Source organism: Rhodococcus sp. IEGM 1307 (assembly GCF_030056915.1).
Taxonomy (GTDB): Bacteria; Actinomycetota; Actinomycetes; order Mycobacteriales; family Mycobacteriaceae; genus Rhodococcus_F; species Rhodococcus_F opacus_D.
The window spans coordinates 1-14,897 of sequence record NZ_JASHKW010000004.1; the positions used below are offsets into that span (position 1 = coordinate 1).

The 14,897-nt window shown below is 65.6% G+C and carries 8 protein-coding genes and 2 pseudogenes; 3 read left to right on the top strand and 7 right to left on the bottom strand.

All coding sequences use genetic code 11. The features are described 5' to 3' along the window. Positions 1-944, top strand: a pseudogene (locus tag QM841_RS08530) (DEAD/DEAH box helicase); the annotation flags it as partial. 717 nt (positions 945-1,661) lie between these two features. Here QM841_RS08530 and QM841_RS08540 read toward each other — a convergent pair. The 5 genes from QM841_RS08540 to QM841_RS08560 all read right to left on the bottom strand — a co-directional run bounded on the left by QM841_RS08540 (position 1,662) and on the right by QM841_RS08560 (position 8,272). After that, a complete protein-coding gene (locus QM841_RS08540; protein WP_283331605.1) occupies positions 1,662-3,155 on the bottom strand; it encodes an MDR family MFS transporter in 1,494 nt (497 codons plus the stop codon). 510 nt (positions 3,156-3,665) lie between these two features. Then, positions 3,666-3,926, bottom strand: a complete 261-nt coding sequence (locus QM841_RS08545) for a hypothetical protein (protein WP_283331606.1) — start codon at positions 3,924-3,926, stop codon at positions 3,666-3,668. A 793-nt stretch (positions 3,927-4,719) separates the two neighbouring features. Then, on the bottom strand, positions 4,720-6,405 hold the full coding sequence (locus tag QM841_RS08550) for a hypothetical protein (protein ID WP_283331607.1): 1,686 nt from the start codon (positions 6,403-6,405) through the stop codon (positions 4,720-4,722). After that, the gene (locus QM841_RS08555) at positions 6,402-7,331 is read right to left on the bottom strand and encodes a hypothetical protein (RefSeq protein ID WP_283331608.1); all 930 of its coding nucleotides are present in this window, start codon (positions 7,329-7,331) and stop codon (positions 6,402-6,404) included. The genes QM841_RS08550 and QM841_RS08555 overlap by 4 nt, the downstream gene beginning before the upstream one ends. Further along, on the bottom strand, positions 7,331-8,272 hold the full coding sequence (locus QM841_RS08560) for a hypothetical protein (protein ID WP_283331609.1): 942 nt from the start codon (positions 8,270-8,272) through the stop codon (positions 7,331-7,333). The genes QM841_RS08555 and QM841_RS08560 overlap by 1 nt, the downstream gene beginning before the upstream one ends. A gap of 393 nt (positions 8,273-8,665) precedes the next feature. On the opposite strand from QM841_RS08560, the gene QM841_RS08565 reads away from it, so the two are divergent. Beyond that, positions 8,666-9,034 carry an antitoxin Xre/MbcA/ParS toxin-binding domain-containing protein gene (locus tag QM841_RS08565; protein WP_283331610.1) on the top strand — a complete coding sequence of 123 codons (369 nt, stop codon included), beginning with the start codon at positions 8,666-8,668 and terminating at the stop codon, positions 9,032-9,034. A 533-nt stretch (positions 9,035-9,567) separates the two neighbouring features. Here the strand turns inward: QM841_RS08565 and QM841_RS08570 are convergent. Continuing rightward, positions 9,568-12,816: pseudogene (locus tag QM841_RS08570) on the bottom strand (protein kinase domain-containing protein). A 29-nt stretch (positions 12,817-12,845) separates the two neighbouring features. On the opposite strand from QM841_RS08570, the gene QM841_RS08575 reads away from it, so the two are divergent. Further along, a complete protein-coding gene (locus tag QM841_RS08575; protein ID WP_283331611.1) occupies positions 12,846-13,271 on the top strand; it encodes a hypothetical protein in 426 nt (141 codons plus the stop codon). Here the strand turns inward: QM841_RS08575 and QM841_RS08580 are convergent. Next, positions 13,242-14,834 (bottom strand): AMP-binding protein, encoded by a 1,593-nt coding sequence (locus QM841_RS08580; RefSeq protein ID WP_283331612.1) that lies wholly within the window; start codon positions 14,832-14,834, stop codon positions 13,242-13,244. The genes QM841_RS08575 and QM841_RS08580 overlap by 30 nt on opposite strands. Positions 14,835-14,897: the final 63 nt, after the last annotated feature.

A 14,897-nucleotide genomic window follows, 5' to 3' on the forward strand; every position in this document is an offset into this window, starting at 1 on the left:
ACTTGTCTTCGCTTTTCGCGCAACTGCACGATGACCCGCCGGGCGAGTGGGCCGACCTCGGTAAGAAACTGGTCGAGCATGGCCTACCCCTGGCTCCCGGGTGGGACAAGGGCAAATGGGACTGGAACGACCAAGCAAAAGGTTCTCAGCGGCTGCAGCATCAGGCCGTCACCCGCGTCCGGAAATGGATGACCGACTGCGACCCGCCCGTCATGATGCATCGCGACGCGCCCTGGGGGCCGCCACCTATCGACGGCCTGCCACTCGACTTCACCGCCACACAATGGGCTGCGTACCACCAGGACTGGAGTGAGTTCCGCAGCGCGATGAGGATCGCCCGCCAGGGGAACGACACCGCCCGCGGCCGTGCCGCTCTGATGCGGTTCCGGCAGAAGGCAGGCATGCTGAGAGCCCCGCAGACCGCCGAGCTGGTAGCCGCACACGTCGAACGCGGCTACCAGGTACTCGTCGCCGTCGAATTGGTCACCACGGCCGCCGACCCGGTAGCCAACCTCTTGGAGGAGCACGGCATTGGCGTCTCCCGCATCTTCGGCGGGGGCGATCTCGAGACGGAGCGCATTCGATTTCAGCGAGGCCACAACCCGGTCGTGGTGTTCAACACCGCATCTGCGATCAATCTGCAGGCGTCCGAGTTGATGGTCGACGGTTCCCGCGCCTCATCGGCACGTCGCATCGGGTTCTTCCACCAGCCTCGCTACTCCGGAATTGCCGCACGCCAAACGATGGGTCGTGCGCATCGCGACGGGCAGGTTTGCTCGTGGTCACTCCTGTTCGCCGCCGGAACGGTGGAGGAGCAGGCGGCTCGGATCATGATCAATCGGCTCATGGTGACATCAGCCAGTGTCGATGGCGATCTCGGGGGGTTCGGAAACCTCGCCCGGCTGTTCGACGCAGACTGGCTTCCCGAAAGCATCTTCGAGTAGGAATGATGCCTGGACCAGGGACTTCTGCAATCGAGAGTGAGCGGATGTACATTCCCCCACTCAGCCAGGTGTGTCCGCGTGGACACACGACAGCACTGGGAGCCACACCCATCGGCGGACCGCCGGATCGGATTCAAAGGCCCAGCTCAACCGGGGGAACAGGCGAGGACGTCTCATGCAGCGCTGGCGCGATCACTGCCGATGTATCCGGCAGCAGCTACGCCCACCCTGCGATCCCCCCTCGTCGCCACCGAAACAGACGATGGATGCACCACTACCGGGCAGGCACCGTTCGTGACCGACACCCGGGCACAGAAACCTGTCACCTTCCTCGTGGATGCCACCGACGGTCGAGGCGTCCACGCGAACCGAATCTCACACACCCTCGACCGCCACACCCGAGAATGCGGATGGACCCTTGCCCACAGCAGACCAGATCATTGCACCGGTCGCCCTCCTCCGCTCACAACTCACCCACACCAACTGGACAGGGCCCTCCCCAAGCCAACTTCGCACAACAGCCGACGCAACACGACGCCGCGATCCGGCACCGCAACGCCACTCCAGCGTCCGCGGAGCAGGGGCGAGCCGCGCTCGCACAGATTCGGATCCGGTCCGTAAACCATCGTCATGGACGCAACCCTCAGTCGGCAAGCGCACCCGATCCAGGCGGCTCGAACACTGGCTCGGGGGCCCACCTTCAGCACGCGCCACCGTTCAGGTCCCCTGCGCGGCCGCATCCACCGATGCAGGGTGTGCGTGATTTACCGGGTTCGCCGGTTTGCGCACGAAGGCGCATGCGGCGATCAGCACGAATGAGAGGATCCCGGCGACAAGAAAGACCATTCGCACCCCCTCGGCGATGGCGTCCGGTGAATCGTGAGGGTGACCGGATCGTGAGGCAACGACCGTCATTACAGTGACGAACAGTGCCGTACCGGCGGCGCCGGCCACCTGCTGGAACGTGCCCACCACTGCGGAGCCGTGCGCGTACAGGTGAGCGGCCACCGATCCCAATCCCGACGTCATCAGCGGTGTGAAGGTCGCCGCCAGGCCGAGGCACAGTGCCATGTTCGACAACAGCAGCCACCACAATGAGGTGGACGTGTTCAACGTCGTCAGCATCCACACTCCGATGCTGACGAGGATCGAGCCGGGGATGACCAGCACGAGAGGACCGCGCCGGTCGTAGACGCGGCCCACGATCGGACCCGCCAGACCCATCAGAAGGCCGCCGGGCAGTGTGATGAGACCGGTTTCGAACGGATCGAGGTGAATCACCGACTGCGCGAAGTAGGGAACGATGATGAAGGTGCCCATCATCGTTGCCATGCCGACCAGCATCGCGACGACCGAGATGCTGAACTGGCGGTATCCGAACACACGCAGGTCCAGCAGGGCCCGGTCCTCGCGTTGCAGCCGGAACTGTCGGGCGAGGAACCCGGACATCGCGGCCGCACCGATGAGGAACGGCACCCACACGGGGATCGTCGGGGATTCCTGGGCCGATTCGCCGATGCTCACCAGGCCGTACACCAGGCCACCGAATCCGAGTACCGCCAGGGGGATCGACAGAATGTCGATGCGGGCCTTCGTCGTCTCGGACACCGAAACAACGAATCGGGCGCCGAGGACCAATGTGACCAACGCGATGGGGGCAACGAATCCGAAGATCCAACGCCACCCGAAGTGGTCGAGGATGAAACCGGACAGGGTGGGGCCGAGAGCAGGCGCAACCGCGATGACAATGGAGATGTTGCCCATCATCGCACCACGACGGGCGGGCGGCACCAGCGTCATGATCGTCGTCATCAGCAGCGGCAGCATGAGGGCTGTCCCGGATGCTTGCACGATGCGGGCGAACAGCAGCACACCGAAGCCGGGTGCGGCGAACGCAATCAGCGTTCCCGCCGTGAACAGCGACATGGCGAGCACGAACAAGGTGCGCGTAGGGATGCGCTGGATGAGATAGCCGGTGAGCGGGATGATCACCGCCATCGTGAGCATGAATGCGGTCGTCAGCCACTGCCCGACGCTGGGATGTACGCCCAATTCGACCTGAAGGACCGGGATGGCGATGCTCATCACCGTCTCGTTGAGGATCACCACGAAGCTGGCTACCAACAGGACACCGATCACCTGGAGGTGTCGGCGTTCGATTCGGTCGTCGGCTCTTGCCTCGTCGTTCACGAGGCCAGTAGGTTCGGTCACGGTGGACCTTTCGGGTGGTGGGAACTGGGGACATCCCGGCGAACGACGGAACAGAAGCAGGGCAGCCACCGAATCTACCGACCCCCAGTTCCGCCGCCAAATGTTTTTTCCGTGCTCACTTCGGGCGACGCGGCGCGCCGGCCGCACAGCTCGGCGGACGGTGAGATTGGTGGGCCCGCTCGCTGGTCTTCGCTGCATAATTGAACGGCGCCAGCATCTCCTTTCCATGCGCACCAAGATCATTCGCGCTTCCTCGCCTCGGAGCTCCTACTACTCACGGCCTCGGGGCGGCGTCTGAATAGCCACGGGCCACACTCAGCGCGACGACAACGGCGCTCGCGACGTCCGACCCTCCCTACACCTGTGGGTGCGGCACCGGTCGATCCCGCCCGACGACTGCTCCGGGATGGGGCCACCGCACCGGCGTCCGTTGCCGAACTCTCAGGTCTCCACGGCGGACACGTCGACGTCGGCACCACCGGAGGCCAGTACGAGTCGCCGCTCCCCAAACTAATCGGTGACCTGAGGCGGGCCTACGGCGAGGTGACCGTCCGGATCAGGGAGTACCGGTCCGAGACCGACGTAGCCACGGCAGTGCGCGACGGAACCGTCGAGCTGGGGTTCGGCTTCCTCGAACCGGCCGACTCCGGAGAGCCCGCCGACCGCCGCGACCTCGACACCCACAACCTGGGCACCGATGAACTGTGCGTTGCCCTTCCCCGTGAGATCGCCGAGGGTCTCCCCGACCCCCTGCCATTCGACCAGATTCACGACCTACCGGTGATCGCGGTGACCGGCGGCGCGCTAGGGCGGGTCGCGGTGGAGTCCGCGTTACGCCGCGCATCACGGCGGACAACGCTCGGTGTCGTCACAGCGCATCGCCAAGCGAGCGTACCGCTGGTCGCCGCCGGTGCCGGAATGGCGTGGGTGCCCAGGGCAGTCGTCGACAATGCCGGCGAGTCGGGTGTCGTTGCCCGCGCCATGGACCCGCCGTTGATCCTCCCTGTAGGGGTCATGTATCGGCCAGGGGTGCTCTCCCCCGCTGCCCGCGCGCTCCTCGCGGCGGCACTATGGCGGCGTAACCAGCAGGATCGGGCCCGGCAACACCGCTGCGGGAGAGTCCAGCGTCCCCCGGCGCGGGCGTTGATCCGCTGGATCCTCTTCGTGATCCCTGCCGGTCAGTGGGCGACTAATGTTTCCGCCGCAGGGTGTTGGGCCTGCTTACGCGCGCCCAATATCGTGCGCCGATGTAGTTCAATGGCAGAACATCAGCTTCCCAAGCTGAATACGCGGGTTCGATTCCCGTCCTCGCCTCTCTGGGGTGTTCACCCATTAGGGCCTGTTGGGTTCACCTATTAGGCCCGGGATCGGATTCGGACCCTTATTTCTGCGCATTCGACGCTGTGACGCCCGTTTCGGGCGGTTCTCCGGCCGGTCTGCGACCCGTTCGACGCTGTGGGAGCCCGCAAACCTGGCGAACCCGTACTCGACAATCGGTCATTTTTCGTCGGGTGGTCGAGGTCGGCTACCGGGATCCGTGGATTCCGGTGGCGGGGCGGGGTAGTTATCTGCCCGGTCCTGTGGCGGCCAGAGATGTTGCGTGGCGCGTGGCGGAGTGGGTGCGGCGACGCCGTCGGGGTCGGCGTTCGGGTTCCGATTCGCCGAGGAACCGACCCCAGGAATCGAGAACCTCGCGCCGGGTCGCCCAGTCGTGGAGATTGAGGATGTTCAGGGCGGCGAGGGTGAAGCCGGCGAGCAGGGTGTAGCGGCGGATCCCGAAGCCCCGGAAGTAGCCGCGGTGCACACCAAGGCGGTTGCGTTTGAGGTCGGCGAACAGGCTCTCGATCCCGACCCTGCGGTGATAGGACGCCTCCCAGGCCAGGGTGCCGTGCTGGAACGGCATCCGCAGGTCCGGGTAATCGGCGTCGGGCAGGGTGATCGTGCGCCCGCACCCGCACGGTGTTCCCGATGTGCAGGAGGTGGTCGGGACGCTGTGCGGTGCGCGCATCGAGACGGGATTGTTCGGGCAGCGAACCCGGGCCGGAGGAACGGCCGGCCCGCGGTAACGCCGGGATCCGTCGGGTTGGCGGGCGCCGTGTGGGACGAAGGCGTAGGCCTGGCGGGCCTGGTGCCGGCGGTCGAGCCGCCCGCGCACGCCGGCGTCCATCTTGGTGTCGATCGGCTCGATGTCGTGCAGGCCCGCAGGAAGACTCGTCGGGTAGAGGGTGCCGTCGATCCAGAGGGTGTCGCTACCGTCGGGTCCGGGGTGTGTGCCGCGCTGTTTGGGGTGCAGGTCGTAGATGGTGGTGTAGCCGAGCTGCCAGACCGGCAACGCGAACGTGTCGTTGGTGACGTAGTTGTAGGCGCGGTCGGCGAGGAGCTGGCGCGGCTTGCCGATGGTGTCACCGAGCGCGTGAACGGCGGGCAGGCCACCGATGCCCTTGTGCGACCCGGCCGGTGAGAGGTTCATCGCCCGGGCCACGTGTACCACCGGGCCACGGCCGGGCACGGATGGCACATCGGTGATCACGTGCAGGTCATAACCGCAGAAGAAGATCGTTTCCTCGAACTCACTGCTGCGCCAGCCCATCCGCGCGTCCATGTCGGCCGTGTAGATGTAGCGGCCATCCGGCCCGGTCGGGGCGTCCGGGAGGTGGTGCCCGCTCCTGCGGGCATGCGGATGGTTCGGATCCGGCGGCGCGAGCGGATGATCCGGCGGCGGCGGCGAGTCGGGGTCGGCGTCGACGAGCGGTTTGCGGTGGCGCACCCGCCCCCACGTCGAGAGGTCGGTCGAATCCAGAGCCACGGCCCCGGTCGACGGGTGACCCCACAGGGAGGCATCGAGCAGGGCCTGCACGAAGCGATGCTCGTCCCACTCGGGATACCGAGATGATCGGCACGCGTTCATCAGTCGCCGTAACGCATCGTTGATGGCCTTATAACTGATGGGCACACCGTCCGGCAGCTCGAGTGCCGCGCGTTGCCGATCGGTCCATCCCCGCACCACCGTCGCGACTTTTGTCTGGTGCATCGGTAGGCCGAGCATCGGTGTGAGCAGGTAGGCGGCGAGGAATGCATCGGCGGTGAAATTGCGTTGAACGCCGCGATGGTGGTCGAACACCTCGTGGACGAACTCGCGTGCCTCACAATGTTCGATCACCGCGACCACCCGCTTGAACTGCCACCCCTCGGTGCGATGCACGTCGGTGCTGACCTCGTGCAATCGACGAACCCTGCCCTTCGCGTTCACCAGGGCACCCCCTCGGCGATCGCATCCAACTCGGCGATGCTCCACCGCGCACGCGTGCCCAGGGAGTCGAGAGCGAGAAGGTTGTTCAGCTTGCAGGTCCCGGTCAGCCCGGACAGCCTCATGAAGATCGGTAGCGGAACGGCCTGCACCATCGCGACCTCCCACGTCAACCGCAGCCGGGACGACGTCACCGGCTTCACTCCACGCGGGGCCTCGCACTGCGCGAGCAGATCGCTCACGAACTCGACCCGCGGCACCGGATCCCGGAACAAGTGCCCACGGCTCGCTCGCTCCGCGGACGCCAGCACCGCCTCGCGGTACGCCGGGCGCACCGGTACGTCCCGCTGCTTCGCGCCACGAACCTCGATGATGACGTGCTCGCCGCGGACCTGCACATCCGGGACGCCGACGTTGAGCATCTCGGTGCCGCGCAACCCGGCCCCGACACCGAGAGCCACCGCAGCAGCGAGCCCCCGCCTGCGGACCGCACTCGCTTGCCGCGGCGCCCACCACAGCAACTGCGCCACTTGAGCCGCCGTATACGGCGCGACCGTCCGCGGATACCGCAACGCTTCGCGCTGCGGTTCCCAGGGCGCCCGCCTGGTGATCCGCCGCGACAACGTCGTCAGCGTGGCACGTCGTGTGGACCGTGAGGCGGCCGCCAATCCTGGTGCCGTCATCGCGTACCGGTTCACCGTCGCGGGATGGAAGACCTGCTCGACGTCGAGCGGCAGTCCCTGTTCTCGCGCCCACGCCACGATCGACGCCACCTCCGAGATCCGGGTCGCGGTGACCTTCGCGATCTGGCTCGGTATGAACCCGCGCCGGACGACGTCACGCACGAACGGTGCGATCGCCTCCCACTGCTGCGCCGGCATCCGCGGGGTGTACAACTCGATGATCTGCTCCGGTGTCCGCGGTGCCATCACCATTCTCCTGTCAACCGTCGCCACCCGAGCGAACCAACCTCCGGCGCAGGAAGATACGGAACAAGATCCGAAAACGCCTTCTCGCTCACGATCCCGGCGGCCGCGAAAATCTCCGCCACACCGCAATCGGACAACACACCGGTCAGCCAGGTCGACCGCAATCGCGCGACCGTCAACCGCGGCAACCCGGCCGGGTACTCGAACGAGGCGAGCAACGCCGCCGCCTGATCCCGGCCGGCACGATGCGAGGCCACCAACGGCCCGGTCCCCGCCCCCGCGAGGACCCCCTTCAGCCTCTCCACCCACCCGGCCCGCACCGAAACCACCCGGCGTGCCGACACCGATCCGAGTGCCACGGCGACCACGCCGCCGACCTCGACCACATCGGCCCGGGTGACCGCGAACAACTCGCCCGAGCGGGCACCCACCCCGACCGTCAACGCCAGGACCGCGGTCATCGCCTGCACCCGGAACGGCCCGTTCTGCGCCATCGCGGCCGCCCAATACGCCTCGACCTGCTCGTGCGTGTACGGCGCGGACAAGCCCTGCCGGGCTCCTTGTTCGCCGGGTGCCGGCCACGGCGCCCGGCGCGTCACCGCCCGCGCCACCCTGCGCAGCCGCGCGATCTCCGTCAACCGCGAGGTCGGCGCCAGCTCCCGCATCCCGGTCACCCGATACCGTTCGAGCACCTCCGGGGTCAGCACCGTCTCCCGGTCGAGGTCGTACCCCACATCGATTGCCCACACCGCGAACCGCGACAGCGCCTTCAACGCGTTCGCCGCCTGACTGTGCAACCTGGGCCCGGACAATTCGACGGTCTCGCGCACCCACGGCGCCACCACCGACCACGCGGCGGGATCGACCGAACGTGGTTCAAAACACCGGATACGCGCCGCGATGCCATCGGCGTCATCAGTTCGCCGCTTGTAGGCCGTCATCGGTGATCACCGTTCCCCATCCAACAGGTGACTTCCAATAAGCCCGTCGCCGATCAAAGCGCAAGGGAGTATCGTCACGAGTGTCTACTCCTCATGAATCACATGGGGTCAGCTGCACCACAGCTGACGAATTCGAAAGACACCGAGCGTCATTCGGTGTCTTTCGGTGCGTTCAAAGGTAGTTGAGCGGATCACCTCCAGTCGGAGCACGCAGATATGAGGTTTTTGCTCCCCTATCCAGCGTGTGAGGCAGATCCGATACCTTCACGCTAACCCAGCGGCGGCACCCAGAAAAGCCCTGACCAGCGACGACATGCGCACCTCGAAGTAACATCCCCACCCGGAACCCGAGTAGCGTGAACAGCACACGGGGGCTGACCGAGGAGAGGCGAAATGGTCGACACAGGCACCGGACCCGACACGGCAGCGCGCACCCTCATCACCGAATTGCGGTCACGCCTGGGCGCGAAACTCGTTGCATACCTGGCCGAAGCGCCCGACACCGCCACCGTCCACGGATGGGTGGACGGCACCACCCCACCGCCCGACCACGCCATCCTCAACCGACTCCACGTCGCCCTCGACGCCGCACGACGAATCAGCGCCCGCGACACCCCCGCCGTCATCCAAACCTGGTTCCAAGGACGAAACCCCGCACTCGACAACCAACCACCCGCACAGCTACTCCGCGAAGCGAACCTCGACACCGTGCGCGACACCATGCTCGCTGCCGCAACCGAATTCGCCACGCACGGCTCCTGACCGCACATCATGCAACCAGAATGGAGCGGCCGCAATCCAGCAACCAGCTCTCTCGGTAGTTGCTCTTTGAGACGCATCGGCAGATCGTAGCTATCTTGAAAGTCGAGATAGGTGGTCAGCAGCACATAAGCGGTGCGCGAAGACTACTCACCATGAGTATTGTCCTTCGTGTCATTTCAGGAAGCAGTGGTTGCCGCCCTGAACCCCACATGGGTCGGAGACAATCGTGTTCGGCCGCTTGATCCCATAGTGCGCTGAAGGCCCGAACGTCGCACGACCACTGTCGATTCCGTCAGGAGGTGCGCTGTTCCGATCGAGGGTTCATAAACGACCGTTTTAGGAACACGCTTTCAATATCAAACGGCGACTGCACCGCTAGCTGGCACGTGCGACCGTGTGCAGTCGGCTTTTGGTGATGGCGTTCAGGAGTGGACTACACGGCCAGCACAAGTACCCACGAAACCTTCCATGGCTCGATGGAGGCGGGTCCGATGTCCGGCTGACCCGTGCCTCCCCGTCACGCCGAGCGTAAATTAGGACGATTGTCTCTCTTCGACAACCCAGGCAGCGACCTGTGCTCTTGAGGTGAATCCGAGTTTGGTGAGGATGTGTTCGACATGTCCCTGAGCGGTGCGCTGCGAGATGACGAGGCGGGCGGCGATCGCCTTGTTGGTCAGACCCTCGGCGATCAGTTCGGCGACCTGTTTTTCGCGTTTCGTCAGGGTGGTGGAATCTGGAGGACTCGTCTTCGGGGTCTGCTCGCGGAGTGCGTAGGAGACAGCGGACGTGAGATCCATTGCCCTGCCGTGTTGCCAGGGTTGCTCGAAGGCGCGTTCGGTGAGCATCCGGCGGGCGGACCGCTCGCATTCTTCGTGATAAACGAACAGGTCGGGAACGATTACGGACGGGCTCCCGGCAGCGCGGCCGAGCGTCTCCGCGGCCCCCATCAGTGTGCTGGCGCGTTCAGGGTCACTGGTTCCGGCGATCCAGGCGAGTACTTCGACGCAGTTCGCGCAACTGACCGGGTCGTCGACGAGTCGAGCGAGCCGCACTCCTTCTTCGAGTAGGTCCTATGCGCGGCGCTGATCACCCAGTCGCCATTGTGCGACGGCCATGGCCCACAGTGCGTAGGCCCGATAGACGGATTCACCTTGAGCTTCCGTGATCGCGAGAACTTTCTCGTAGCATTCGACTGCCCGGTGGGGTTGGGTGTCGGCCAGTTGATACGTCAATCCCAGCAGCGTCAGGGACTCGATCCGCAGTGCGAGTTCGTTCTCGGCATGTCGCAACACAGGCTGTGCCCGCTCCAGACGTGACGCCGCGCGTGTGAGATCGCCGGTGAACAATCCGACGATGCCGTCCGCGTGGTCGACGATCGCGTGCGCTATCGGGTCGGTCATCTGATCGGCGAGGATCCGCGCCCGCTCGACAAGGGCAGCACCTCGCTGGTGGTCCTGCTGCTGTTCGGACATCAGGCAGTCGGCGTACAGCGCCCGGATGTAGGTGATGGTCGGGCGTTCTTTCTGGAGTGACAGGAATTGGTCAAGCCAGCGCCTCGCCTCGCTGAGCTGGCCTCGCGACCCCCAGAGCTGCAACAAGGGTGTGGCCATCTGCAAACCGGCGTCGGCATCGCTTTCGGCGAGGCAGAAATCCATCGCGTCCCGCAGATTGGGCTGCTCACTGCTGAGTCGCTCCATCCACTCGAGCTGCCTGGGACCGATGAACTCGTCCTCGGCGGTGCGAGCCAGCTGGCGGTACCAATCCCGGTGCCGCCGGCGCAAGTCGTGGTAGTCGTCGATTTCCTGGGCCTTTTCTCGTCCGTAGGCGCGGAGGGTCTCGAGCAGCCTGAAGCGGACCGCGGTGCCGTGCTCTTCGCGGATGAGGATCGACTTGTCGACGAGGGATGCCACCGAGTCCAGCAGGTCCCCGGTATTGTCCCCGCACACGTGTTCTGCGGCATCGAGTTCGAAGCTGCCGGTGAATACCGACAGCCGTTGCCACGTGGATTGTTCGAGCGGGGTGCACAGGTCGTAGCTCCAGTCGACGCACAACCGAAGCGTCTGCTGGCGCGACGGCGCGCCTCGGCTCCCGCGAGTCAACAACGCATAGCGGTCGGAAAGCCGTTGCAGAATCTGTTCGGGCGACATCGCACGCAACCGCGCTGCCGCCAGTTCGATCGGCAGGGGCAACCCGTCCAGCCGGTGACAAATCCGCGCTACAGCGGACTTGTTGGCATCGGTCAACGCGAAGGTCGAGACCGCGGTGGTGGCGCGTTCGGTGAACAGCGACACCGCGTCGTAGCGGGGCAGACCCTGCAGGGACGGCTCGCGGTCGGGGTCGGGGACGGTGAGTGGGGGAACGCGCAGTGCTGCCTCGCCGGCAATTGCAAGGGGTTCGCGGCTTGTCGCGAGGATGCGCAGATTCGGGTTCTGCTGAAGCAGAACCGTCGCGAGGTCGGCAACCGCGTCGATCACTTGCTCGCAGTTGTCCAAGATCAGCAACAGTTCTCGCGAAGACAGGAAGTCCAGCAGAATCTCGCGTAGCGACCGGTCAGTTTGGTCCCGCACACCGAGGGTTGCGGCCACCACGTGGATCAAGCGGGACGGGGTATCGACCTCGTCGAGCTCGACGAACCATGTGCCGTCGGCGAACTCGCGGCGGATGCTCGATGCAAGTCGAAGTGCGAGGCGTGTTTTCCCGACTCCGCCGATTCCGGCCAATGTCAGCAGGCGCGACGACGTCAGTAGATTCTTCGCTTCGGCGAGTTCGTGCCTGCGACCGACGAAGCTGGACAACTCCAGGGGGAGATTCCCCCTCTCGTGGCGGGAAGGGTTCAGGTGAATCCTCTCCTGCGGTGCTGGTTCTGTATCCGGGGCGGGTCGCACGTGGAGCGCCATGTCGTCTGCAGATATCCCGCGGCGACGTCGGATCTCGCGCAGATTCTCGCCCAACGCTAGGGCTGAGGGTTGCCGGTCCTCGGGGCGACGGGCCATTGCCTGCTCGATCACGGTAGCGACATCGTCGGCGAGGCCGTGATCCCGAAGATCCGGTGCCGGTTCCTTTGTGATGCGGATGAATTGGGCGACCAACTGTTCGCCGCTGCGGCGCTCGAATGCGGCGTGGCCGGTGACTGCGCAGAACAGGGTGGCTCCGAGTCCGTATATGTCCGAGGCGGGGCTTGGGGCGCCGCCGCCGAGGACCTCGGGCGCAGTGAACGCGGGTGAACCGGTGACGATGCCGGTAGCGGTCTCGAACCCGCCGGATATATGCGCGATCCCGAAGTCCGTGAGCGCCGGCTCGCCATAGTCGGTGAGGAGAATGTTCGCCGGCTTGATGTCGCGGTGGACGATGCCCTCGCCGTGGGCAACCTCTAACGCACCTGCCAGTTTCACCCCTAACTGCAGTACGTCGTCCACACCTAACGGGCCGTGCCGTCGGATACGTTCGTCCAGGGAGCCCTGCGGGTGGTACGGCATCACGATGAATGGTTGTCCGCTGTCGGTGACCCCGACCTGGAGGACGTTGACGATGTTGGGGTGGCCGGTCAGGCGGCCCATCGCCCTCTGTTCGCGAAAGAAGCGCTCCCGGTTCTCCTCCGCGAGATCGTTGGTGAGCACCTTGACGGCGACGGTCCGGTCGAGTGCGGGTTGCGTGCACCGGTACACGACACCGAAGCCTCCACGCCCGATCTCCCGGGCGTCGTCGAATCCGTCGGCTGCCAGTTCCGACGCGACTGACGGGGTCACATCGCGATGGGTCTCGAACGGATCGATATCGGGCATCGTCCGGATCGATTCATCCGGTCCGCGATATGTTCGATGAAATCTGCACGTTCAGCCTCTCGACGACGTGTTTCCAGGATATCGCTGACGGTAGCCTGAACGATGCGGGCTACGGTAGCCTCGAACCGCGTCACGACACCGACAGACTCGATGCTGCACGAACACGTGTGGCAGCGCAGATGCTGCGTTCACGCTGGCGGCGGCGCCCTTATACCGTCGAGCGTGGCGCTCTGGGGCGCTCGGTGTGGATCTCGTCGTCGGCGACAAATTGGTCGAGCAAGCCGAGGCGCACGGCCTCGGTGGCCTCGTCGATCTGGGTGAAATCCATCGACGTGCCTGCGGCCGGCGTGGAGATGGGCAGCTGCAGGACACCGTCGATGAGGGTGGCGGTAGTGGTCGGTTCGATGTGTGCCTTGTCGGAGGGCCTACCTCCCGGCAGTTTCGGCGGCGCGTAGGTCCTTGCGGAGGATCTTGCCCGCGGCGGACTTCGGCACCAGGTCGATGAACTCGACCTTGCGGACCTTCTTGTGCGGCGACACCCGCTCGGCGACGAACGCGATGACCGCGGCCTCGTCCAGGTCGGCACCGGGCTGGCGGACGACGAACGCCTTCGGCACCTCCTCCCCCTCGTCGTCGAGAACCCCGATGACGGCGGCGTCGGCGATCTGCGGGTGCGTCAACAGCAACGCCTCCAGCTCGGCGGGCGGCACCTGGTAGCCCTTGTACTTGATCAGCTCCTTCATCCGGTCCACGATCGTCACGACGCCCTCGGAGTCGACGGTCGCGATGTCGCCGGTGTGCAGGTACCCGTCCCCGTCCAGGGTCTCCGCGGTGGCCTCGTCGTTGCCGAGGTACCCGGCCATGATGTTCGGGCCCTTGCACCACAACTCACCCGGTGCGCTGACCCCGTCGGTCGGGTAGGCGACCTCCTCGCCGGTGCCCGGGTCGACCAGCTTGCATTCCATGTTCGCGATCGACGGACCCACCGAGTCCAGGGCGATGTCGTCACGGTCGAACGGAATCGCATGCGAGACCGGGCTCATCTCCGACATCCCGTAGCCCTGCCGCACCCGGCAGCCGAGCCGGTTCGCGACGGCCTTGCCCAGCTCCTGATCCAGCGGGGCGGCACCGGAGAAGATCGAATGCACGCTCGACAGGTCGTAATCGTCGACCAGCGGGTGCTTGGCCAACGCCACCGCGACCGGCGGGGCGATGAACACATACGTGCACTTCTGGCCGGAGACGATCTTCAGGAATTCGACCAGGTCGAACTTCGGCATCGTCACCAAGCTCGCCCGGTTGTACAGGGCCGCGTTCAGCAGCACCGTCATCCCGTAGATGTGGAAGAACGGCAGCACCGCGAGGAGTTTGTCGTCGGCGCCGATGCCCATCCGCGGGTTGATCTGACACACATTCGCCACCAGGTTGCGGTGCGTGAGCATCACCCCCTTGGGCCGGCCGGTGGTCCCGGACGAGTACGGCAGCACCGCCAGCTGGGTCGCCGGATCGAACGACACCTCCGGGGCGGAGGCGCCCTCGGCCAGCAGATCTTTCAGCGACGGGTGCCCGTCGGCGCCGTCGAGGACGATCACGTTCGCTACCGGAATCCCGACCTTCGCGGCCGCGGCCTTGGCCTGCGGCAGCAGCGGGGAGACGGTGAACAGGAACTTCGCCTTCGAGTCGGTGAGCTGCTTGGCGATGTCCTCGGCGGTGTAGAGGGCGTTGATGGTGGTCGCGACGCCACCGGCCCGCAGGATCCCGTGGAACACCGACGCGAACGCGGGAACGTTCGGCGAATGCAGACCCACCACCTCACCGACGGCGAGACCGCGCGCGGCCAACGCCCCGGCCACCCCGTTGATCTGGGCGACCAGCGACTGGTACGTGGTGACCGCGCCGGAGGCACCGTCGATCAGCGCGGGCCGGTCCCCATCGGCCGTGTCGACCTGGCCGAAGAGGAAATCGTAGACACTGAGGTTCGGAATCTCGACGTCCGGAAACGGGCTCTTGAAGCTCACTGGGGCCTCTCCCTCGAAGTGTTGCAGCAGTGGTGAATTGGTCTCGTAGCCCGGTGGTCGGGC

Coding starts and splice junctions, on each gene's coding strand:
- QM841_RS08565 (WP_283331610.1), top strand. CDS start 8,666: ATGGTCGACACAGGCACCGGACCCGACACGGCAGCGCGCACCCTCATC.
- QM841_RS08560 (WP_283331609.1), bottom strand. CDS start 8,272: ATGACGGCCTACAAGCGGCGAACTGATGACGCCGATGGCATCGCGGCG.
- QM841_RS08575 (WP_283331611.1), top strand. CDS start 12,846: ATGTTCGATGAAATCTGCACGTTCAGCCTCTCGACGACGTGTTTCCAG.
- QM841_RS08555 (WP_283331608.1), bottom strand. CDS start 7,331: ATGGCACCGCGGACACCGGAGCAGATCATCGAGTTGTACACCCCGCGG.